This is a genomic window from Kitasatospora sp. NPDC017646 (genome assembly GCF_044329365.1).
Lineage (GTDB): Bacteria > Actinomycetota > Actinomycetes > Streptomycetales > Streptomycetaceae > Kitasatospora.
Map to the genome: position 1 here is coordinate 239,031 of NZ_JBIRJC010000008.1, position 20,285 is coordinate 259,315.

General features: G+C 72.6%; 19 protein-coding genes and 2 tRNA genes. 16 read left to right on the top strand and 5 right to left on the bottom strand.

Annotation, left to right across the window (positions count from 1 at the left end):
- The first annotated feature begins 26 nt into the window (after positions 1–26).
- Together mycP and ACH4J0_RS15945 are read left to right on the top strand one after the other, a co-directional pair.
- Positions 27–1,331 carry a type VII secretion-associated serine protease mycosin gene (gene mycP, locus ACH4J0_RS15940; protein ID WP_396240373.1) on the top strand — a complete coding sequence of 435 codons (1,305 nt, stop codon included), beginning with the start codon at positions 27–29 and terminating at the stop codon, positions 1,329–1,331.
- A 159-nt stretch (positions 1,332–1,490) separates the two neighbouring features.
- Positions 1,491–2,768, top strand: a complete 1,278-nt coding sequence (locus ACH4J0_RS15945) for an MFS transporter (RefSeq protein WP_396240375.1) — start codon at positions 1,491–1,493, stop codon at positions 2,766–2,768.
- 24 nt (positions 2,769–2,792) lie between these two features.
- On the opposite strand, the gene ACH4J0_RS15950 is transcribed toward ACH4J0_RS15945, so the two are convergent.
- On the bottom strand, positions 2,793–3,389 hold the full coding sequence (locus tag ACH4J0_RS15950) for a flavodoxin family protein (RefSeq protein ID WP_396240377.1): 597 nt from the start codon (positions 3,387–3,389) through the stop codon (positions 2,793–2,795).
- A 169-nt stretch (positions 3,390–3,558) separates the two neighbouring features.
- Between ACH4J0_RS15950 and ACH4J0_RS15955 the strand changes: the two genes are divergently transcribed.
- The 5 genes from ACH4J0_RS15955 to ACH4J0_RS15975 all read left to right on the top strand — a co-directional run bounded on the left by ACH4J0_RS15955 (position 3,559) and on the right by ACH4J0_RS15975 (position 7,440).
- On the top strand, positions 3,559–4,008 hold the full coding sequence (locus tag ACH4J0_RS15955) for a winged helix-turn-helix transcriptional regulator (RefSeq protein ID WP_396240379.1): 450 nt from the start codon (positions 3,559–3,561) through the stop codon (positions 4,006–4,008).
- Positions 4,009–4,147: 139 nt separating this feature from the next.
- Positions 4,148–4,223: transfer RNA gene (locus ACH4J0_RS15960), tRNA-Thr, on the top strand.
- 177 nt (positions 4,224–4,400) lie between these two features.
- Positions 4,401–5,069 carry a LuxR C-terminal-related transcriptional regulator gene (locus ACH4J0_RS15965; protein ID WP_396240381.1) on the top strand — a complete coding sequence of 223 codons (669 nt, stop codon included), beginning with the start codon at positions 4,401–4,403 and terminating at the stop codon, positions 5,067–5,069.
- Between the two features lie 189 nt (positions 5,070–5,258).
- Entirely contained in the window at positions 5,259–6,221 is a 963-nt protein-coding gene (gene galE, locus ACH4J0_RS15970; RefSeq protein WP_396240383.1) for a UDP-glucose 4-epimerase GalE, read from the top strand.
- 286 nt (positions 6,222–6,507) lie between these two features.
- A complete protein-coding gene (locus ACH4J0_RS15975; RefSeq protein WP_396240385.1) occupies positions 6,508–7,440 on the top strand; it encodes a LuxR C-terminal-related transcriptional regulator in 933 nt (310 codons plus the stop codon).
- 17 nt (positions 7,441–7,457) lie between these two features.
- On the opposite strand, the gene ACH4J0_RS15980 is transcribed toward ACH4J0_RS15975, so the two are convergent.
- Positions 7,458–7,955 carry a MarR family winged helix-turn-helix transcriptional regulator gene (locus ACH4J0_RS15980; protein WP_030290689.1) on the bottom strand — a complete coding sequence of 166 codons (498 nt, stop codon included), beginning with the start codon at positions 7,953–7,955 and terminating at the stop codon, positions 7,458–7,460.
- A 110-nt stretch (positions 7,956–8,065) separates the two neighbouring features.
- Here ACH4J0_RS15980 and ACH4J0_RS15985 point away from each other — a divergent pair, with 110 nt between their 5' ends.
- On the top strand, positions 8,066–8,857 hold the full coding sequence (locus tag ACH4J0_RS15985) for a methyltransferase domain-containing protein (RefSeq protein WP_396240387.1): 792 nt from the start codon (positions 8,066–8,068) through the stop codon (positions 8,855–8,857).
- A 73-nt stretch (positions 8,858–8,930) separates the two neighbouring features.
- Here the strand turns inward: ACH4J0_RS15985 and ACH4J0_RS15990 are convergent, their stop codons facing one another.
- Together ACH4J0_RS15990 and ACH4J0_RS15995 are read right to left on the bottom strand one after the other, a co-directional pair.
- A complete protein-coding gene (locus ACH4J0_RS15990; RefSeq protein ID WP_270151038.1) occupies positions 8,931–9,533 on the bottom strand; it encodes a TetR/AcrR family transcriptional regulator in 603 nt (200 codons plus the stop codon).
- Positions 9,534–9,787: 254 nt separating this feature from the next.
- Positions 9,788–10,780: an acyl-CoA desaturase gene (locus tag ACH4J0_RS15995; protein ID WP_396240389.1), complete on the bottom strand. Its 993-nt coding sequence runs from the start codon at positions 10,778–10,780 to the stop codon at positions 9,788–9,790.
- A gap of 269 nt (positions 10,781–11,049) precedes the next feature.
- Here ACH4J0_RS15995 and ACH4J0_RS16000 point away from each other — a divergent pair.
- The 8 genes from ACH4J0_RS16000 (at position 11,050) to ACH4J0_RS16035 (ending at position 17,477) form a co-directional block, all read left to right on the top strand.
- Positions 11,050–11,120, top strand: a tRNA-Gln gene (locus ACH4J0_RS16000).
- A 154-nt stretch (positions 11,121–11,274) separates the two neighbouring features.
- Positions 11,275–12,729 (top strand): bifunctional UDP-N-acetylglucosamine diphosphorylase/glucosamine-1-phosphate N-acetyltransferase GlmU, encoded by a 1,455-nt coding sequence (glmU, locus tag ACH4J0_RS16005; RefSeq protein ID WP_396240391.1) that lies wholly within the window; start codon positions 11,275–11,277, stop codon positions 12,727–12,729.
- Between the two features lie 201 nt (positions 12,730–12,930).
- Positions 12,931–13,908 (top strand): ribose-phosphate diphosphokinase, encoded by a 978-nt coding sequence (locus ACH4J0_RS16010; RefSeq protein WP_396240393.1) that lies wholly within the window; start codon positions 12,931–12,933, stop codon positions 13,906–13,908.
- A 301-nt stretch (positions 13,909–14,209) separates the two neighbouring features.
- Positions 14,210–14,797 carry a 50S ribosomal protein L25/general stress protein Ctc gene (locus ACH4J0_RS16015; RefSeq protein ID WP_396240395.1) on the top strand — a complete coding sequence of 196 codons (588 nt, stop codon included), beginning with the start codon at positions 14,210–14,212 and terminating at the stop codon, positions 14,795–14,797.
- 119 nt (positions 14,798–14,916) lie between these two features.
- A complete protein-coding gene (pth, locus tag ACH4J0_RS16020; RefSeq protein WP_396240397.1) occupies positions 14,917–15,495 on the top strand; it encodes an aminoacyl-tRNA hydrolase in 579 nt (192 codons plus the stop codon).
- Positions 15,496–15,633: 138 nt separating this feature from the next.
- Positions 15,634–15,957: a hypothetical protein gene (locus ACH4J0_RS16025; RefSeq protein WP_396240399.1), complete on the top strand. Its 324-nt coding sequence runs from the start codon at positions 15,634–15,636 to the stop codon at positions 15,955–15,957.
- Positions 15,958–16,060: 103 nt separating this feature from the next.
- Positions 16,061–16,582 carry a SigE family RNA polymerase sigma factor gene (locus tag ACH4J0_RS16030; RefSeq protein ID WP_396240401.1) on the top strand — a complete coding sequence of 174 codons (522 nt, stop codon included), beginning with the start codon at positions 16,061–16,063 and terminating at the stop codon, positions 16,580–16,582.
- On the top strand, positions 16,572–17,477 hold the full coding sequence (locus ACH4J0_RS16035; protein WP_396240403.1) for a hypothetical protein: 906 nt from the start codon (positions 16,572–16,574) through the stop codon (positions 17,475–17,477). The genes ACH4J0_RS16030 and ACH4J0_RS16035 overlap by 11 nt, the downstream gene beginning before the upstream one ends.
- A gap of 67 nt (positions 17,478–17,544) precedes the next feature.
- On the opposite strand, the gene ppc is transcribed toward ACH4J0_RS16035, so the two are convergent.
- Positions 17,545–20,280 carry a phosphoenolpyruvate carboxylase gene (ppc, locus tag ACH4J0_RS16040; protein ID WP_396240457.1) on the bottom strand — a complete coding sequence of 912 codons (2,736 nt, stop codon included), beginning with the start codon at positions 20,278–20,280 and terminating at the stop codon, positions 17,545–17,547.
- Between the last annotated feature and the right edge of the window lie 5 nt (positions 20,281–20,285).

A 20,285-nucleotide genomic window follows, 5' to 3' on the forward strand; every position in this document is an offset into this window, starting at 1 on the left:
TGGCGGAGAGATGACGAGGAGTTGTGATGGGGCGGACGAACGCGCGCGTGCGTTCGCGGGCTGCTGCTGCAGCGCTTCTGGCGGCGGGAGTCGTTGTTGGCCCTGTCGCAGCACCAGCTGTTGCCGAGGACACCATTCGGCAGCAGCAGTGGCACCTGGATGCCATGCATGCGTCGGAGATGTGGAAGACCTCGAAGGGGGAGGGGATCACCGTTGCGGTGATCGACGGCGGGTTCAAGCTCGATCATCCGGATCTGGCGGGGCAGTTCCTTCCGGGTAAGGACTTCAGCGGTAGTCCCGGCGGCGTGGGGTCCTACGTGGACGGGCATGGCACCGAGATGGCGAGTCTGATCGCCGGAACCGGCAAGAGCAGCGGCGGGACGGGTGCCTACGGATTGGCGCCGGGGGTCAAGATTCTTCCCCTGAAGATGAATGACGGATCGGACCGGTCCCTGGGGGCTTCCATCTCGTCCGACTTCCTTGATGAGGTCGGTCAGGCCGTGAACTATGCGGTTGACCAGGGCGCGAAGGTCATCAGCATTTCGGAGGAGAGCGCGGCGGTCAACGCCACTCCGGAGAACGTTGCCAAGTTGAATCGCATTCTTGCGGCCGCGAGGGCGAAGGGGGTGCTCGTGGTCGCAAGTGTCGGGAATTCCGCGAAGGACGGAAATCTCGTCATGTACCCGGCTGCGCTGCCCAACGTCGTCGGCGTCGGAGCCGTTGACCGGAACGGCACGGTGACGGAGGAGTCTCAGACGGGGCCGCACGTCGCGTTCGTGGCCCCCGGCATAGATGTGGTCGACGCCTGCACGGGCTCCACCGGCTACTGCAAGCGCCATGGAACGTCTGCTGCTGCGGCTCTGGTGTCCGCTTCGGCGGCGCTGGTCTGGGCGGTTCACAAGGAGTGGACCGCGAATCAGGTCCTTCGGGTGCTTATCAACACGGCCGGCAGACCAAATGGTGGCAACAGCCGTACGGACAGCGCAGGGTGGGGCGCGGTCCGGCCGAGGATCGCACTGACGAGTCCCGGCGATCCCGGACCGGCTGATGTGTCGCCGCTTCCGGGCGACGTGCCTGTGCCGACTCCGTCGTCCGCACTCCTGGCCTCGCCGGTGCCGACCGCGACCCCTGCCGGTCCGTCGCCGACGGTCGCGTCGCCGACGGCCAGCTCTTCGTCGGCCGCAGTGGCCGCGGTGGACACCGGTGGCGGGGACGCCGGCCTCAGTTGGCCGGTGGCCATTGTGGTGATCGTGGGGGTGGTTCTGGCGGCGGGTGTGATCGTGGCTCTGCTGGTGCGGCGGTTGATCGTGGTGCTGCGGGGCGCGCGGTAGGCGTCGACGGAGCGCGGGGTGGGGCGTGGGGTTGTGGGCGTGCGCTGGAGTCACTCGGGTGGGGGCTGGTGGGGGGCCCCGGCGGTGGTGAGGGTGGGTGGTATGGATGCGGAGGGTGCTTGGCAGGTTGGGCAGTTGCGGCGTGCGGCGGCTGCGGCGTTGATCGGAACGGCGATCGAGTTCTACGACTTCTTCCTGTACGGGACGGCGGCCGCGTTGGTGTTCGGGCCGGTGTTCTTTCCCGAACTGGGCGCGGTGGGGGCGCTGTTGGCGGCGTTCTCGGTGTACGCGGTGGCGTTCCTGGCCCGGCCGTTGGGGGCGGTGGTGTTCGGGCACTTCGGGGACCGGGTGGGCCGGAAGGCGATGTTGGTGGTGTCGTTGCTGTTGATGGGGCTGGCGACGGCGGCGGTGGGGTTGTTGCCGGGGTTCGCGGTGTGGGGGTGGTGGTCGCCGGTGCTGCTGGTGGTGTTGCGGGTGTGCCAGGGCGTCGGGTTGGGCGGGGAGTGGGGCGGCGCGGCGCTGCTGATCGCGGAGAACGCGCCGGCCGGGCGGCGCGGGCGGTACGGGGGGTTCCTGCAGTTGGGGCCGTCGGCCGGGTTCGTGCTGGCAAACGGGGGCTTCCTGGCGCTCCAACTGGGTCTGGACGAGCGGTCGTTCCGGGAATGGGGCTGGCGGGTGCCGTTCCTGGCCTCGCTGGCGCTGGTGGCGGTGGGGCTGTTCGTGCGGTTGCGGCTGGCGGAGTCGCCGCTGTTCCGGGCGGACGTGTCGCGGGACCGTCCGCCGGTGGTGGAGGTGCTGCGCGAGCACTGGCGGCCGGTGCTGGCGGGCGGCGGGGCGATCACGATCGGGTACGCGCTGTTCTACCTGACCACCACGTACGCGCTGGCGTACGCGACCTCCGGCCTCGGGGTGGCGAGCACGCTGGTGCTGGCGATGCTGCTGGTCGGGGCGGCGGGCGGGGCCGTGACGGTGTGGTTGAGCGCCTCACACAGTGACCGGTGGGGCCGGCTTCGGACGTTGCGGTGGGCGACGGTCCTGGCGGCGGGGTGGTCGCTGGTGCTGTTCCCGCTGCTGGAGACGGTGCGCCGGCCGCTGATGTTCCTGGCGCTGGCCGGGGCGATGGTGGTGCTGGGCGGTCTGCTGGGCCCGTTGGCGGCGTTCCTGCCGGAGCTGTTCCCGACCCGGGTGCGCTACACGGGTGCCGCGCTGACGTACAACCTGGGCGGGGTGGTCGGCGGGGCGACGACGCCGCTGGTGGCGACCAGGCTGACCGCGGTGTACGGGACGGCGCAGCCGGTCGGCTGGTACATGGCGGCCCTGGGCGTGCTGGCCCTGGGCTGTTTGTGGCTGTTGCCGGACACCACCGGTGCGGAGTTGGCGGCGGTGGACGGCGGACGCCGCCGGGCGCCCGTTCTGGGGGCGGACCCGGCGGCGTAGCCGTACGTGCGGGACGGGGGGCGGTCAGCCGGCCAGGGCGGCGCGGCCGGCCAGCACGATCGCGGTGTGCCGGGCGACGCGCTCGCCCAGGTGCTCGGCGGTGGCGATGTCGGCCTTGTGGACGGCCTCGGCGCCGGCGTCGGACGGGGAGGACGCGGCGGCGCCGCTGAAGAAGCCGAGGCGGTTGAGGTCGTTCTCGCTGGCGGTGGTGGCGTTCCAGCCCGGCTTGAGGCCGAGGTTGACCCAGTTCATGCCGTGCTGGGCGGCGAGGGTCTGGAAGAAGCCGAGGGTGCTGGCCTTGTCGCCGCTCTTGGAGGCGGAGTTGGTGAAGCCGGCCGCGACCTTGTCCTTCCAGGCGTCGGTGAACCAGCGCTTGCTGGTGGCCTCGGCGAAGACGTGGAAGGCGCCGGAGGCGGTGCCCATGTAGGTGGGGGAGCCGAAGACGATCGCGTCGGCGGCGTCCAGCTGGGCCCACTGCTCCTCGGTGATGGTGTCGACGGCGATCGAGACGACCTCGGCACCTGCGGCGGCGGCGCCGCGCGCGACGGCCTCGGCTATCACGGCGGTGTGGCCGTAGCCGGAGTGGTAGGCGAGGGCGACGGTCGGGCGGATGGCGGTCATGCGGGGCACTCCTGTGCGGGGAGAGGTACGGGCGGAGGTACGGGGGCGAAGCAGGCGGGGGCATCGCCCTCGTCGTTCGGTCTCCAATATAGACCAGGTCTCTTCTGGAGACCAAGAGTGGAATGAAGACCAGGGGTGGATCGGAGACCGCGGGTCTACCCTGGACGGCATGACGACGGAGGAAACGGCCCGGACCGGCGCCGGACGGCAGGAGGAGCGGAGGAAGCGGGAGGCGCAGGGGGAGCAGGAGCTCGACGTCTTCGCGCAGCTCTGCCCCAGCCGCGAGATGTTCGCCGGGTTCGCCGACAAGTGGTCGATGCTGATCCTGATGAGCCTCTCCGCCTGCGGGCCCCAGCGCTTCTCCGAGCTCCAGCGCGGGATCGGCGGGGTCAGCCGCAAGATGCTCACCCAGTCGCTGCGCAACCTGGAGCGCAGCGGCCTGGTGCTCCGCACGGTCTTCCCGGAGACGCCGCCGCGGGTGGTCTACGACCTGCGGCCGCTCGGCCGGGAGCTGGCCGAGCTGCTCTCCCCGCTCGGTCAGTGGACGGAGCGGCGGGCCCTGCAGATGCTCGCGGCCCGTGAGGAGTTCGACGCGGCGCACCCCGAAGGGTCCCGATAGTGGACGGACGGACAGGCGGACGGGCTGGGCGGGAGCGGATCGGCCCCGGTCGGCTCCGGTCGGAGCCGATTTCCCTTTCGGGTCGACGGCCGTGTAATGTCTTCCTTGTTCGACCGGCCCGGGAAAACAAACCCGGCAAGCCCCTATAGCTCAGTCGGTAGAGCGTCTCCATGGTAAGGAGAAGGTCTGCGGTTCGATTCCGCATGGGGGCTCCACTGAAAGACCCTCGCCTCCCGGCGGGGGTCTTTCGCGTTCCCCGGGCCGGGCGCGGCCCCGGGCCGGCGACACGCGGTGGCCTAGCGGGTCGGGTACGGAATGCGTTGTGATGGTGCGTCATCGGCCGCCCGCCCGACAGGTGCGGGCGCGAGCCGGGCCCCGACCGGGAGGGCGTCATGGGTGTTCGACTCGTGGTGGTCGACGACCACCGGCTGCTGGCCGAGGCACTGGCCACCGCGCTCCAGTTGCGCGGCCACCGGGTGCTCGCGGTCGGCTCCCCGGCCGGCGTCGCCGCCGACCTGGTCGCCGGGCGACGGCCCGAGGTGTGCCTGCTGGGGGTGTCCGCGCCGGGGGATCCGGGCGCCTTCGACGGACTGTGCAGGATCCGCCGGGAGCGGCCCGAGGTGGCCGTGATCGTCCTCGGGCCGGTCGGCGAACTCCGCGGCGTGGCAGGCGCGTTCGCGGCCGGAGCGGCGGGGTACGTGCCGAGCGACGAGCGGATCGAGGTGGTCGAGCGGGCGATCGGACGGGCCCGGGCGGGCGAGGCCGCGGTGGCGGTGGACGTCCTGCGCGGGGCCTTCGACCAACTGCTGCGCCCGGTGGCCGAACCGGACGACGAGGCGGTCCGGCTGCTGCGGCTGCTGACCCGCCGTGAGGTCCAGGTACTGGCCCGGATCGCGGACGGCGAGGACACCGCGGCGATCGCCGCCGGGATGCGGATCGCCGCGAGCACGGCCCGGACCCACGTGCAGCGCGTGCTGATGAAGCTCGGCGCCCGCACCCGGCTGGAGGCGGCCGCGGTGGCCGCGCGCACCGGCCTGCTGGAGCGGATGGCCGGCGGCTGAGCGGAGCGGGTCGCCGGGGACGGCCGCGGCGCCTGTGGAGGTCGGCTGAGGACTGGGTGAGAATGCCCGGGAGCGACCGCCCGGGTGGTCGGGGGCACCCCGTCGGGCAGGGACAATTGACCCCAGTCGTTCGCATTCCGTCGATGGCGCCGCCGACCGGGCGGACCATCGCCCGCTGGAGGTCTCATCATGAGTAAGTACCTGGTCACGGGTGGCGCCGGCTACGTCGGCAGCGTGGTGGCCGCCCACCTGCTGGAGGCGGGTCACCGGGTGACCGTCCTGGACGACCTCTCGACCGGCTTCCGCGAGGGCGTCCCGACCGGTGCCGAGTTCGTCGAGGGCCGGATCCAGGAGGCCGGTGAGGTGCTGGACGGCTCCTTCGACGGCGTGCTGCACTTCGCCGCCTCCTCGCAGGTCGGCGAGTCGGTCGTGGACCCGGAGAAGTACTGGCGCAACAACGTGGCCGGTTCGCTGGAGCTGATCACCGCGATGCGCGCGGCGGGTGTGCGCAAGCTGGTGTTCTCCTCCACCGCCGCCGTCTACGGCGAGCCGGAGGTCGTGCCGATCGCCGAGACCGCCCGGACCTCGCCGACCAACACCTACGGCGCCAGCAAGCTCGCCATGGACCACATGATCACCAGCGAGGCCGTCGCGCACGGCCTGGCCGCCGTCTCGCTGCGCTACTTCAACGTGGCCGGGGCCTACGGCGCCTACGGCGAGCGCCACGACCCCGAGTCGCACCTGATCCCGCTGGTCTTCCAGGCCGCGCTCGGGCAGCGCCCGCACATCGCGGTGTTCGGCGACGACTACCCGACTCCGGACGGCACCTGCATCCGCGACTACATCCACGTCGCCGACCTGGCCGACGCCCACCTGCTGGCGCTGGACGCCGCCAAGCCCGGCGAGCACCTGATCTGCAACCTGGGCAACGGCAGCGGCTTCTCGGTGCGCGAGGTGATCGAGTCGGTCAAGCGCGTCACCGGCCGGGAGATCCCGGTGCAGGTCGCCGCTCGCCGGGCCGGCGACCCGGCCGTGCTGGTGGCCTCCGCCGAGCGCGCCCACGAGGCGCTGGGCTGGACGCCGCGCCGCCCGAGCCTGGACGACATCGTCGCCGACGCCTGGAAGTTCGCCCTGGAGAAGAACGGCAACTAGAGGTCGGCCCGCGACGGTCAACCGCCCGTTGCGGCCGGTCAGTTGGACAGATCTCGCAAGCCGTCCGGCTGGCCGGCCGCGCCACTCGTGCCACTCCTGGCGAAACTTCACCGAACCGCCACGGGAGCGTTTCCCGGCCCGTACGCTGAGTGCGGTACCGGTGGGGGCCGGCGCCCTTTCGGCCTCACCGGCCACCGGTGGGCGGGCGGAGCGGAGGGTCCGGAACGCGGACGCCGGACCGGTCCCCGCTCCCGGGCTCGGGTGCTCTGAGCAGGGGGTAGTGACGATGGGGCGGATCCGGGTCCTGGTGGTCGACGACCACCGGATCTTCGCCGAGGCGCTGGCCGCGGCCCTGGCCGCCGAGCCCGACGTGGAGGTGGGCGCGGCCGGCAGCGCGGCCGCCGCCGAGCGGGCGCTGGAGCGCGCCGCCGCCGAGGGGCGGGCTTACGACGTGGCGCTGATCGACGCCGACCTCGGGGCCGGGGCCGCCGGGCCGGGTGCCCGGGCCAGACCAGGGGGCGAACCGGCCGAAGAGACCCGGCGCCGCCCGCCCCCGGCCGTCCCGCCCCCGGCCGTACCGCCGCCGCGCCGGCCGGGTACCGGGCCCGCGGTCCCGGGGGCCGGCCCCCGCCCCGCGGAGCAGCTCCGTGCGGAACACGAGCGCGCCGACCAGGCCCGTGCCGACCAGCTCAGGCCCGCCGCCCCGCCGCCGGACGGCATCACCCTGCTCGGCCGGCTCCGCCGGGCCCACCCGGGGCTGCGCGCGGTGGTGCTGGCCACCGCCGACGACCCGCACCGCGCCGCCCGGGCGCTGCACGTGGGGGCCACCGGCTGGGTGGCGAAGGAGAGTTCGCTGGCCCGGCTGCTCGCGGTGGTGCGCGGGGTGCTGCGGGACGAGACGCACCTGCCGCCCGCGCTGCTCACCGGGGTGATCCGCGAGCTGACCACCGCCCGGCGGGACCGTACGGAGAGCGAACGGCTGGTGGACACCCTGACACCGCGGGAGAAGCAGATCCTGCGCTGCATGGTCGCGGGCCTGGGCCGGCAGGCGGTCGCGGAGCGGCTGTACCTGTCGCCGCACACCGTCCGCACCCACATGCAGAACGTCCTGGGGAAGCTGGGGGTGCACTCCACGCTGGCCGCCGTCGCGGTCGCCCGCCGGGCCGGGGTCAGTCCCGCGGAGCCGGTCGTGCCGCCGTCCATCGCCTCGGCCCCGTAGCCGGAGTCCGGGGAGGCTCAGCCCGGGATGTTGTCGAACGGCGCGACCAGCAGCCGCAGCAGGGCGGCGAGTTCGCCCTGCTGGCCGGAGCTGAGCTGGGCCAGCAGTTCGCGTTCGTGCGTCAGCAGTCCGGCCAGCGCCTGGTCGGCGCGGTCGCGGCCGTCGTCGGTGAGCCGGACGAGCACGCCGCGGCGGTCGTCCGGGTCGGGCAGGCGCTTGACCAGGCCCTTGCCGGTGAGGCGGTCGATCCGGTTGGTCATGGTGCCGGAGGTGACCAGGGTCTGGGTGAGCAGCTGGCCGGGGGAGAGCTGGTAGGGGGAGCCGGCCCGCCGCAGGGCGGTCAGGACGTCGAACTCCCAGGGCTCCAGGCCGTGCTCGGCGAAGGCGGTGCGGCGGGCGCGGTCCAGGTGGCGGGCGAGCCGGCTGACCCGGCTGAGTACCTCCAGCGGCTCCACGTCGAGGTCGGGGCGCTCCCGGCGCCACGCTGCGACCAGCCTGTCGACCTCGTCCTCCATGACGATCAGTGTATCGGTGGATGTGTCGATGTGAAGTCTCTTGACATCGAGAAATGTGCCAGTGAGGCTACAGGAGATATCTTGACGTCGAGATACCTGCGAGGTGAACGATGACCAGCCCCGCCTGGGACCCGGCGCAGTACCTGCGCTTCGCCGACGAACGCACCCGCCCGCTGCGCGACCTGCTCGCCCGCGTCCCCGCCCTGCCGAACGAGCCCGCCGCGACCATCCTCGACATCGGCTGCGGCCCCGGCAACTCCACCGCCGTCCTGCGCGAACGCTGGCCGCTGGCCCGGATCACCGGAGTCGACAACTCCGTCGCGATGCTGGACGCCGCCCGCGCCGAGGGCGAGCCCACCGCCGACTACCTGCTCGCGGACGCCCGCGACTACGACCCGGCCGCGGCCGGGCCCGACCTGATCGCCTCCAACGCGACCCTCCAGTGGGTGGACGGACACCTGGCGGTGCTGGCGCGCTGGGCGGACGCACTTGAGCCCGGCGGGGTCGTCGCCTTCCAGGTGCCCGGCAACTTCGAGGCCCCCAGCCACACCCTGCTCGCCGAACTGCGCCGCAGTCCCCGCTGGCGCGACGCCCTGGGCACCGACGCCGTCCGCAGCGGCGTCCACCGGCCGGAGCGGTACCTCGACGCCCTCGCCGGGGCCGGCTGCGCCGTCGACGTCTGGGAGACCACCTACAGCACCCTGCTGCCCGGGCCGGACCCGGTGCTGGAGTGGGTCAAGGGGACCGCGCTGCGCCCGGTCCTCGGCAGGCTCACCGACCCGGCCGACCGGTCCGCCTTCCTCGCCGAGTACGGGCGGCTGCTGCGCGAGGCCTACCCGGCCGGGCCGCACGGGACGGTCTTCCCGTTCCGGCGGATCTTCGCGGTCGGGGTGAGGCGGTGAGAGCCGGGGCGAAGCAGCGAGGGCCGGCTGAGGCAGTGGGGGCCGGGGGAAGCGGTAGGGGCGGCGGCCGGGCTCAGGCCCTGCGGTCGCCGACCAGCTTCGGGTGCCGCTCCAGGCCCTCCAGCCCGTGCCAGGCCAGGTTCACCAGGTGCGCGGCCACCGTGGCCTTGTCCGGCTTGCGGACCTCCAGCCACCACTGGCCGGTCAGCGCGACCATCCCGACCAGCATCTGCGAGTACATCGGGGCCAGCCGCGCGTCGAAGCCCCGGGACTTGAACTCCAGGCCCAGGATGTCCTCCACCTGGGTCGCGATGTCGCTGATCAACGAGGCGAAGGTGCCGGTCGACTGGGCCACCGGCGAGTCCCGGACCAGGATCCGGAAGCCGTCCGTCGAGGTGTCGATGTAGTCCATCAGCGCGAACGCCGCCTGTTCCAGCAGCTCGCGCGAGTGCCCGCCGGTGAGCGCCCCCGTCACCATGTCCAGCAGCAGCTGCATCTCGCGGTCCACCACCACCGCGTAGAGCCCCTCCTTCCCCCCGAAGTGCTCGTACACCACGGGCTTGGAGACTCCGGCGCGCTCGGCGATCTCCTCCACCGAGGTGCCGTCGTAGCCGCGCTCGGCGAAGACCGTCCGGCCGATCTCCAGCAGCTGTTCCCGGCGCTGCTTGCCGGTCATCCGGACCCGGCCGCCCCGGCGGCGCGGGGCCGGTGCGTCCGCGGTTCCGTCCGCCGCCCCGTCCGCGGCGCGTTCCGCACCCCGTTCGCCAGCTCCCTTGGAGGCTGCGCCGCTGGAGGCCGCGCCGGCCGCAGCGGCGGCCCGCGGACGGGCCGGCGCCGTTCCGGGCGCCGCGTCCGTCCGCGTGCTGTGGTGACCGCCTGTGCTGTCTGCGCTGCTCCCGTTCACCCCTACATCATGCTGGAAGCGCCGCCTCATGCTGCGCGGCGGGCGGCGATCCGCTGCGCGTCCGGCCAGCGGACGTCCCGGACCCAGCCGGCCAGCTCGAACCAGCGGATCAGCCGGGCCGAGGAGTCGATCTGCCCGCGCAGCACTCCGTGCCGGGCCGAGGTCGGGTCGGCGTGGTGCAGGTTGTGCCAGGACTCGCCGCAGGACAGCACCGCGAGCCACCAGACGTTGCCGGAGCGGTCCCGGGAGCGGAACGGGCGTCGGCCGACGGCGTGGCAGATCGAGTTGATCGACCAGGTTACGTGGTGCAGCAGGGCGACCCGGACCAGCGAACCCCAGAAGAAGGCGGACAGCGCGCCCTCCCAGGAGAGGCTCACCAGGCCGCCGACCAGTGCGGGCAGCAGCAGCGAGATGGCGGTCCAGAGCCAGAACAGCCGGGAGATCCGCCGCAGGGCCGGGTCGCGGACCAGGTCCGGCGCGTACTTGAGCTGGGGGGTCTGCTCCTCGTCGAACATCCAGCCCATGTGCGCCCACCACAGGCCCTTGATCAGTGCCGGGACGCTCTCGCCGTAGCGCCACGGCGAGTGCGGGTCGCCGTCCTTGTCGCTGAACCGGTGGTGCTTGCGGTGGTCGGCCACCCAGCGCACCAGCGGGCCCTCGACCGCCAGGCTGCCGACGATCGCCAGGACCAGCCGCATCGGGCGGGAGGCCTTGAAGGCACCGTGGGTGAAGTAGCGGTGGTAGCCGATGGTGATGCCGTGACAGGTGAGGAAGTACATGGCGACGGTGACCGCCGCGTCCGTCCAACCGAGTCCCCACCCCCAGGCCACCGGTACGGCGGCGAGCAGGGCGGCGAACGGCACGAGGATGAACAGGGCGAGCGCGATCCGCTCGGCGAGACCCTGCTTCTCCCCGCCGCGGGTGGCGGACAGCCGGGTGGCGGCGTCGGCGGAGGGATCGGAGGAGGGATCGGGATGCGCGGCGGCCCCCGCGCGTTCCTCACCGGCCTGGATGGTCATGAGCGTCCCTTCGCGGCGTCCCGGAGCCGGGACAAGCGGAACCTACGTTGGCGTAACCTACGGCATCGTAGGTTGCGCTCCGTGGCCAGCGGAACACACGGCCGCGCGGCGCTCGGGTGAATTCACCCGACTGGATGGATGAACCTCGGACCGCTGCCGTGCCGGGATCGGACGGGCCAGGACGGTCGGCACAGGTGGTGGATGTGAGGCGCGCTACCCCGTAGTCTTGGCCCAGCGCGCCGTCGGGGCTCCGGCGGCGGGAGCTCCGGTCCCGGATCGTCTAAGGGCAGGACAGCTGGTTTTGGTCCAGCTTATGGGGGTTCGAATCCTCCTCCGGGAGCACTGAGTACGGCCGCGGGCGGGCATGCGCGGGCCGGGCCGCTGGCATTCCGGTCGGCTGCCCCGCACTATCCTCGAACTGCCAGAGCACATGTGCGGACCCGCGTTCTGGCCTGCTCTGCCCTCTCTGTGAACCTAATGAGGAGCCTCCCCGCATGGGTGCCAATTCGCTTGCCGCCGTTGTCGTGCTCGCCGCCGGTGGCGGGACCCGGATGAAGTCGAACAAGCTGCCCAAGGTGCTGCACGAGGTGTGCGGTCGCTCGCTGGTGGGTCACGCGGTGGCGGCGGCCGGAGAACTGACGCCCGGGCAGCTCGTCGTGGTCGTCGGGCACCAGCGCGAGCAGGTCGAGGAGCACCTGGCGGCGCACCACCCCGGTGTGCGCCCGGTGGTGCAGGAGGAGCAGAACGGCACCGGCCACGCGGTGCGCACCGCGCTGGAGGCGCTGGCCGCCGACGGCGTCACGCTGGACGGCACGGTGATCGTCACCGCCGGGGACTCCCCGCTGCTGACCGGGGACACCCTGCGCCGGCTGGCGACGTCGCACGAGGCCCAGCAGAACGGCGTCACCGTGCTGACCGCCGTCGTCCCTGAGCCCTTCGGCTACGGCCGGATCCTGCGCGACGAGGACGGCACGGTCGCCGCGATCGTCGAGGAGCGGGACGCCACCGACACCCAGCGCGCGATCGCCGAGATCAACTCGGGCGTCTTCGCCTTCGACGCCAAGCTGCTCACCGAGGCGCTGGCCGAGCTCACCACGGACAACTCGCAGGGCGAGGAGTACCTGACCGACACCCTGGAGATCCTGCGCAAGGCCGGGCACCGGGTCGGCGCCGTGGTCGCCGAGGACCACCGGGACATCCTGGGCATCAACGACCGGGTCCAGCTGGCGCAGGCGCGCCGGCTGCTGAACGACCGCCTGCTGGAGCGGGCGATGCGCGCCGGGGTCACCGTGGTGGACCCGGCCACCACCTGGGTCGACGTCCAGGTGACGTACGAGCCGGACGCCGTGGTGCTGCCGAACACCCAGCTGCAGGGCGCCACCCACCTCGGCGAGGGCTGCGAGGTGGGCCCGAACTCCACCCTCAAGGACACCCTGGTCGGCGCCGGCGCCCGTGTGAGCAACACCACGGCCGACCGCGCCGAGATCGGCGAGCTGGCCGCCGCCGGCCCCTACGCCTACCTGCGGCCGGGGGCCAAGCTGGCCCGCAAGGCGAAGGTCGGCACCTACGTCGAGATCAAGAACTCCGAGCTGGGCGAGGGCGCCAAGGTGCCGCACCTCTCCTACATCGGCGACGCCACGATCGGCGAGGGCACCAACGTCGGCGCGGCCTCGGTCACCGTCAACTACGACGGGGTCAACAAGCACCGCACGGTCATCGGCGCGCACTGCCGCACCGGGTCGGACAACATGTTCATCGCACCGGTCACCGTGGGTGACGGCGCTTATACCGGCGCGGGCTCGGTGATCACCACCGACGTTCCGCCCGGCGCACTCGGTGTGAACCGCGCGCAGCAGCGCAACATCGAGGGCTGGGTCGAGCGCAAGCGCCCCGGGACGGTGTCCGCGCAGGCCGCGAAGGCCGCCACGGACGGCAGCGCGGAGGCCTGAGCGGCGGGCGCGGCCCGGCCGGACGGTCCCGGGGCGGACGGTTTCTGCGCGGGCGCGTAACCTTGGGGACATACGTGCGCCACTGGGCCTACCGCCCGTGTCCAGGCGTACCGACAATTCCCTGATCCCCCGTGGGTGCGGGCTGCGCCTGCCCTCCTCGGGAGTGGGGATTCAGCGTCCGCAACGCGAGGAGACGGTGCAGTGAGCGGGATCACGACGTCGGGTGAGAAGAAGCTCAAGCTCTTCTCCGGCCGTGCCCACCCGGAACTGGCGAAGGAGGTTGCCGAGGCGCTGGGGACCGAGCTGGTCCCGACCAAGGCCCTGGACTTCGCCAACGGTGAGATCTACGTCCGCTTCCTGGAGTCGGCCCGCGGCGCGGACTGCTTCGTGATGCAGAGCCACACGGCTCCCATCAACCAGTGGATCATGGAGCAGCTGATCATGATCGATGCTCTGAAGCGGGCCTCCGCCAGGAGCATCACCGCGATCCTGCCGTTCTACGGCTACGCCCGTCAGGACAAGAAGCACCTGGGCCGCGAGCCGATCTCGGCCCGTCTGGTCGCCGACCTGCTGCGCCAGGCCGGCGCCGACCGCCTGATGGCCGTCGACCTGCACACCGCGCAGATCCAGGGCTTCTTCGACGGCCCGGTGGACCACCTGTTCGCCCTGCCGCTGCTGGCCGACTACATCGGCGGCAAGGTGGACCGCTCGAAGCTGACCGTCGTCTCGCCGGACGCCGGCCGGGTCAAGGTCGCCGACCAGTGGTGCGACCGGCTGGACGCCCCGCTGGCGATCATCCACAAGCGCCGCGACATCACCCAGGCCAACACCATCCTGTCGGCCGAGGTCGTCGGTGACGTCAAGGACCGGGTGTGCGTCCTGGTCGACGACATGATCGACACCGCCGGCACGATCTGCGCCGCGGCCGACGCGCTGTTCGAGAACGGTGCCGCGGACGTCGTGGTGGCCGCCACCCACGGCGTGCTCTCCGGCCCGGCCGCGGACCGGCTGAAGAACTCGCGGGTGAGCGAGTTCGTGTTCACCAACACGCTGCCCACCCCGGCGCAGCTCCAGCTGGACAAGATCACCACCCTCTCCATCGCCCCGTCGATCGCCGCCGCGATCCGCGAGGTGTTCGAGGAGGGCTCGGTCACCAGCCTCTTCGAGGGCGTGCACTGACGAAGCCCCGCGCAGGCGGCCCCGGACCGTCCACGGTCCGGGGCCGCCGCCGTTTCCCGGGGAGGGGCCGATTTCGCGGGAGGGGGCCGGTGCGGTTAGACTCGTGAAACTGCTCGGCGAGGGATGCCGTGTGCCTGCTCGACGGGCACCGTCACCGTGATCGACGCGCTGCCGGTAGCGGATTCCGTCCGCCGGCAGAGGCCGTTTCCGCCGAGTGACCCCCGAACGTACTGAGGGTGTGGTCCCGGCGGTTTTTCGCGTTGCCTGCACCCCCGCGCCAGTCTTCACGAGGAGTGCAGTCGTGTCCGAGATCCGCCTTGCCGCTGAGACCCGTACCGAGTTCGGCAAGGGTGCCGCCCGTCGCGCCCGCCGCGCCGGCTTCGTCCCCGGTGTCGTCTACGGCCACGGCCACACCCCGGTTCACCTGAACCTGCCCGGCCACGACCTGATGATGGCCCTCAAGACCCCGAACGCCCTGCTGGTCGTTCCGATCGAGGGCAAGGACGAGTACGTCCTGCCGAAGGCCGTCCAGCGCGAGGCCATCAAGCGCACCATCGAGCACGTCGACCTGCTGCTGGTCAAGCGTGGCGAGAAGGTCACCGTCGAGATCCCGGTCCACACCGAGGGCGAGCTGGCCCCCGGCGGCAACCTGCTGGAGCACGTCCTCCAGGCCCTGCCGGTCGAGGCCGAGGCCACCCACCTGCCCGAGGCCGTCACCGTCTCCGTCGAGGGCCTGGAGGCCGGCGCCTCCATCCACGCCAAGGACATCGCCCTGCCGGCCAACGTCTCGCTGGCCGTCGACGCCGACGCCGTCGTGCTGCAGGTCATCGCCGCCCAGGCCGCCCCGGTCGAGGACGAGGCCGCCGAGGCCGAGGGCGCCGAGGCCTGAGCCTCGTAGCGCTGCACAGCTTCCGACCGCTGCCCCGGTCGCTCCCCTGGAGCGGCCGGGGCAGCGGTGCGTCCGGGATGATGACGTCGAGCGCCGAGTCGAGCGCGAAGGAGAGGGACATGGCCGAGGATTACGACGGGCCCTGGCTGGTGGTCGGGCTGGGCAACCCGGGGGAGCAGTACGCCAGGAACCGGCACAACATCGGCTTCATGGTGGTGGATCTGCTGGCGCAGCGGATGGGCGCGAAGTTCAAGGCGCACAAGAGCCGGGCGCAGGTGGCCGAAGGGCGGCTGGCCGGCAAGCGGGTGGTGCTGGCCAAGCCGATGTCCTTCATGAACCTCTCGGGCGGGCCGGTGACGGCGCTGCGGGACTTCTACAAGGTGCCGGCCTCGGCGCTGATCGCCGTCCACGACGAACTGGACATCGACTACGCGGCGCTGCGGCTGAAGCTGGGCGGCGGGGACAACGGCCACAACGGGCTGAAGTCGATCACCAAGTCGCTGGGTCCGGACTACCACCGGGTGCGCTGCGGGATCGGCCGTCCGCCGGGCCGGATGGAGGTCGCGGACTTCGTGCTGAAGGACTTCTCCTCGACCGAGCGCAAGGAACTGGAGTGGTTCGTGGACCGCTCGGCGGACGCGGTGGAGGCGCTGCTGTCCGAGGGGCTGGAGCGGGCGCAGGGCTCGTACAACTCCTGACGCTCCGTCATGTGCACGGAGTGCCCGGTACACAACAGTCGTACAACGCTTGGCCGTCAAACCTGAATCCGTGTGAGAAGCCTGTGCGGGATCCGATAGCGTCGGCCTGGTACGCGAACGGGTCCTGGGGAGTTCTCGATGCGGAGATTGCGTCCGGTCCGCCGACTGCGGCGGCTCCGGGTGGTCCGGCTGAAGCAGCTCGGACGACGGATGGGCACCGCCGGTGCGCTGGGAGCGGCCGGAGTGCTGCTGTCCGGCGGTGCGGTGGCGCACGCCGAGCCGGTGGCCGAGCCGGATCCGGCGGTCACGCCGGAGCCCGCGGCGGCGCAGTTCAGCCCGGTGCTGGGCGATTCGGTCGGCCCGGACGCCGGGCTGCTGGCGGTCGGCGGCGGCCTGGTGGTCGTGGCCGGCGGAGCGGCGCTGTGGCTGAAGCGCCGGCGCGAGGGCGAGTCCGCGGAGTAGGAACGTGAAGTGAGGGGCCGGTGTCCACGGGAGTGGGCACCGGCCCCTCGCCGTCTTGTCATCCGTTGTCGTCCGTTTCCGGCGGCCGGCGCGTCATGGGGGTATGAAGCGCGAATCGATGCGCCCGGGGGGTTCCGGATCCGACCCGTTCGACGAGTTCGTCGCGGCGCGGTACCAGGCCCTCCTGCGGGGGGCGTACCTGATCACCGGGGATGTCCACGACGCCCGGGACCTGTTGCACGACGCCCTGGCACGGGTGTACCCGAAGCGGTCGGCGATCCGGGAGCCCGGAGCGGCCGAGGGGTACGTCCGCAGGACGATGGTCCGCACGCACGTCTCGCGGTGGCGCCGGACCAGACGCGAGGTGCTGACGTCCGCCCTGCCGGACGGCCCGGCGGTCCAGGAGGCCGAGTGGGACGGACAGTTGGCCGCGGCGCTGGCCGGGCTGCCGCGGCGGCAGCGGGCGGCGGTGGTGCTGCGCTACTACCTGGACCTGTCCGTCGCACAGGTGGCGGTGGAGCTGGGGTGCTCGGTGACGACGGCGAAGACCCACCTGGCGCGGGGGATCAAGGCGCTTCGACAGGAACTGGTACCGGCGAGGGAGTTGGTGGGGCGTGAACGCTGAGGACGGGTTCGAGGAGGAGCTGTCCGTCCGGCTCGGGGCGCGCGCGGCGGGGATCGGTGGCAGCCCGCCGCTGGCCGAGCTGCGCGAGGCGGGACGCCGGCGGGCCCGGCGGCAGGGGGCCGTGCGGGCCGTCACGGCGGTGGCGGTGCTGGCGGTCGGCGCGGGGGCGCTGACGCAGCTGGGCGGCGGGGGGAGCCCGGGCTCGGCTACCGGGCCGGCGGCGCTCCGGACGGTCGTCGCGCCGTCGGCCGGGGCGGGGACGCCGGGGTCGAGGGGGGCGGACGCCGACGGGCTGGTGAAGACGGTGCTGGGCTGTCAGTCCGGGCCGACCTCGCTGCGGACTCCGGGCGGGGGCGGGGCGACGGGGGCGCCGTACTCGTCGTCGCGGGTGCCGTCGTCCGGCGGTCCCTCGACGGGCCTGACGCCGCCGGCCGGCTCCGCGCCCAGGACGACGGGGGCGCCGTCCTCGCTGTCACCGGAGCAGTCGAGCCAGGCCGAGCTGGCGCGGGCCGGGGAGGCGGTCGAGAAGCTGGCACGCGAGCACTACGCCGACGACTACTTCGCCACCTGCCGGGACGCGAGCACCCGCACGCTGTACGTGATGCGGGTCCACGGCACCGGCCTCGATGCCGCCGTGACGCACCTGGTGGCCGAATGGCCCGGCGTGAAGCTGGAGTTCAGGGACGCCGCGGCGGGCTACCCCCGGCAGCTCGCCCTCGCCGAGCAGATCCGGTCCGAGGCCGGGGACTGGGCGGCGACCTACGGAGTGCACATCCGGTCCGTCCAGATCGCCAACGACGGTGCCGGGCTGATCGTCGGGACCCCGCAGGCGGAGAGCGCCCGGAAGGAACTCCTCGCGCAGTACGGCGGGTTGGTGGTCGAGGTCCGGCCCTAGAGCCGCTGAGACGCACGCGAAGGACCGGTGCCCCCACCTGGAGGCACCGGCCCTCGGTGTTCCCGCGTCAGCCGGTGTTGCGCAGGCCGGCGGCGATGCCGTTGACGGTGAGCAGCAGTGCGCGGGCGCGCAGCGGGTCCTCGTGGCGGCCGGACGCGACCTCCTCGCGCTGGCGGCGCAGCAGCGCGACCTGGAGGTAGGAGATCGGGTCGAGGTAGGCGTCGCGGACGGTGAAGGTCTGCTTCAGCACCGGGTTGTGCTCCAGCAGTTCGCTCTCGCCGGTGAGCCGCAGCACCTCGCGCAGGGTGAGCTCGTGCTCGACGACGATCTGGTCGAAGATGTGCCGCAGCTCGGCGGGCACCAGCTGCTCGACGTAGTGGCGGGCGATCCGCAGGTCGGTCTTGGCCAGCGTCATGGCGACGTTGGACAGGAAGTTGCGGAAGAAGTGCCACTGGCCGTACATCTCGTCCAGCACGTCGCCGAGGCCGGCCGCGCGGGCGGCGGCGAGGCCGGAGCCGACGCCGTACCAGCCGGGGACGATCTGGCGGGACTGGGTCCAGCCGAACACCCACGGGATGGCCCGCAGGCCGTCCAGCCCGGCTCCGGAGTCGGGGCGGCGGGACGGGCGGGAGCCCAGGTGCAGCGAGGCGAGCTGGTCGACCGGGGTGGAGGCGAAGAAGTACTTCGGCAGGTCCTCCTGGTCGACCAGGGCGCGGTAGCAGGTGTGGGCGGCCTCGGAGACCCGGTCCATCGCGGCGTCCCAGCGGGCCAGTTCCTCGGGGGCCTGGCGCGGGGCGGTGTGCAGCGCGGAGGCGGCGAGGGTGGCGGAGAGGGTCAGCTCCAGGTTCTCCCGGGCGAGGGAGGGGAGCAGGTACTTGTCGGAGATGACCTCGCCCTGCTCGGTGACCTTGATCTCGCCCTCCAGGGTGCCCCAGGGCTGGGCCAGGATGGCCTCGTGCGAGGGGCCGCCGCCGCGGCCGACGGTGCCGCCGCGGCCGTGGAAGAGGCGCAGCCGGATGCCGTAGCGGTGGGCGACGTCGCGCAGCCGGCGCTGGGCGCGGTGGATCTCCCACTGGGAGGTGGTGATGCCGCCGAACTTGGAGGAGTCGGAGTACCCGAGCATGACCTCCTGGACGTCGCCGCGCAGCGAGACGAGCAGCCGGTAGGAGGGGTCGGAGAGCATCTCGTCCAGGATGCGGTCGGCCTGCTGGAGCTCCTCGGTGGTCTCCAGCAGCGGGACGATGCCGATCTTGGCGATCCCGGAGTGGAGGTCGATCAGGCCGGCCTCGCGGGCCAGCACGGTCGCGGCGAAGACGTCGTCGGCGCCCTGGCACATGGAGATGATGTAGCTCTCGACGATCTCGTCGCCGAAGCGCTCGAAGCCCTGGCGGATGGTGTTGAAGACGCCGAGGGTCTTGGTGCCGGCCTCGTCCAGCGGGGCCGGGGTGGGGGCTAGCGGGCGGCGCGAGCGCAGCTCCTTGGCGAGCAGCTTCTGCCGGTACTCGCGGGGCATGTCGGCGTAGCGCCAGGCCTCCTCGCCGAGCCGGTCGAAGAGCTGGCCGAGGGCGTGGTGGTGGGCTTCGGCGTGCTCGCGCACGTCCATGGTGGCGAGCTGGAGGCCGAAGGCCTCGATGGTACGGATGGCGCGGGCGAGGCGGCCGTCGGCGATCAGCTCGCCGCGGTGGGCGCGCAGCGAGTCCTGGATGAGCCGCAGGTCGGCGACCAGTTCGCGGGTGCCGAGGTAGTCGCGGCCCTCGATGTGCGGGGTGCCGCCGGCCAGGCGCTCGCGGGTGTTCTCCAGCTTGAGCCGGATGCAGGTGGCCTTGAGGCGGTAGGGCTCCTCGGCGTTCATCCGCTTGTAGCGGGGGCTGAGTTCGGGGAGCCGGTGCAGGTCGGTGTTGAGCGAGGCGAGCAGTTCGACCGAGGCGCCGGCCAGCCGCTCCGAGGTGGAGAGGGTGTTGCGCAGGTCGTCGATCGCGGCGAGGGCGTCCTTGATCCCGTACTCGTGCTGGAGGTTGAGGACGTCCCAGGTGACCTGCGGGGTGACGTTGGGGTTGCCGTCGCGGTCGCCGCCGATCCAGGTGCCGAAGGTGAGCGGGCGCACGCCGTCGGGCAGTTCGAGGCCGACCCGGGCGAGCTCCTCGTGCAGTTCCTCCAGGACCTCGGGGACGGCCTCGCGGTACAGCTCGTCCAGGTAGTAGACGGCGTTGCGGGCCTCGTCGGTGGGCTCGGGGCGGGCGATGCGCAGTTCGTCGGTCTGCCAGAGCAGGTCGATGACCTCGGCGAGGCGGCGGTCGGCCGAGCGCTTGGCGCTGCTGGTGCGGGCCGGGTCGGCGGCGGCCAGGCCGGAGGCGAGCTCCTCGTGGTGGATGCGGTCGAGGAGTTCGCCGATCCGGCGCAGCTTGTTGAGCACGCTGCGGCGGGCGGCCTCGGTGGGGTGGGCGGTGAAGACCGGGCGGACCGCCAGGTGGGCCAGGGTGTCTTCCAGGTGCTTGGGGTCGGCGTCGGCGAGCTGGTCGGCGGTCTGCGCGAGCAGCGAGCCCTCGCGGGCGCGGCGGGTGGCGAACTCCCGGCCGCGGTGCACCTGCTCGGTGACGTTGGCGAGGTGGAAGTAGGTGGAGAAGGCGCGGACCAGCTTGGCGGCGGTGTCCAGGTCGATGTCGGAGAGGAGTTCGGCGGTGGCCTCCCCGTCGGTGCGGCTGAGCAGCCGGACCTGTTCGACCAGGCCCAGCAGCTGGGGGCCCTCCTGGCGGACCAGCGTCTCGCCGAGCAGGTCGCCGAGGCGGCGGATGTCCGCGCGCAGGGCCG

What these genes read in the sequence shown, in the direction of transcription:
- galE (WP_396240383.1), top strand. Translation starts at nt 5,259, where the DNA reads ATGAGTAAGTACCTGGTCACGGGTGGCGCCGGCTACGTCGGCAGCGTG.
- glmU (WP_396240391.1), top strand. Translation starts at nt 11,275, where the DNA reads ATGGGTGCCAATTCGCTTGCCGCCGTTGTCGTGCTCGCCGCCGGTGGC.
- ACH4J0_RS15965 (WP_396240381.1), top strand. Translation starts at nt 4,401, where the DNA reads ATGGGTGTTCGACTCGTGGTGGTCGACGACCACCGGCTGCTGGCCGAG.
- ACH4J0_RS15990 (WP_270151038.1), bottom strand. Translation starts at nt 9,533, where the DNA reads ATGACCGGCAAGCAGCGCCGGGAACAGCTGCTGGAGATCGGCCGGACG.
- ACH4J0_RS15985 (WP_396240387.1), top strand. Translation starts at nt 8,066, where the DNA reads ATGACCAGCCCCGCCTGGGACCCGGCGCAGTACCTGCGCTTCGCCGAC.
- ACH4J0_RS15995 (WP_396240389.1), bottom strand. Translation starts at nt 10,780, where the DNA reads ATGACCATCCAGGCCGGTGAGGAACGCGCGGGGGCCGCCGCGCATCCC.
- ACH4J0_RS16025 (WP_396240399.1), top strand. Translation starts at nt 15,634, where the DNA reads ATGCGGAGATTGCGTCCGGTCCGCCGACTGCGGCGGCTCCGGGTGGTC.
- pth (WP_396240397.1), top strand. Translation starts at nt 14,917, where the DNA reads ATGGCCGAGGATTACGACGGGCCCTGGCTGGTGGTCGGGCTGGGCAAC.
- ACH4J0_RS15980 (WP_030290689.1), bottom strand. Translation starts at nt 7,955, where the DNA reads ATGGAGGACGAGGTCGACAGGCTGGTCGCAGCGTGGCGCCGGGAGCGC.
- ACH4J0_RS15975 (WP_396240385.1), top strand. Translation starts at nt 6,508, where the DNA reads ATGGGGCGGATCCGGGTCCTGGTGGTCGACGACCACCGGATCTTCGCC.
- ACH4J0_RS15950 (WP_396240377.1), bottom strand. Translation starts at nt 3,389, where the DNA reads ATGACCGCCATCCGCCCGACCGTCGCCCTCGCCTACCACTCCGGCTAC.
- ACH4J0_RS16030 (WP_396240401.1), top strand. Translation starts at nt 16,061, where the DNA reads ATGAAGCGCGAATCGATGCGCCCGGGGGGTTCCGGATCCGACCCGTTC.
- mycP (WP_396240373.1), top strand. Translation starts at nt 27, where the DNA reads ATGGGGCGGACGAACGCGCGCGTGCGTTCGCGGGCTGCTGCTGCAGCG.
- ACH4J0_RS15955 (WP_396240379.1), top strand. Translation starts at nt 3,559, where the DNA reads ATGACGACGGAGGAAACGGCCCGGACCGGCGCCGGACGGCAGGAGGAG.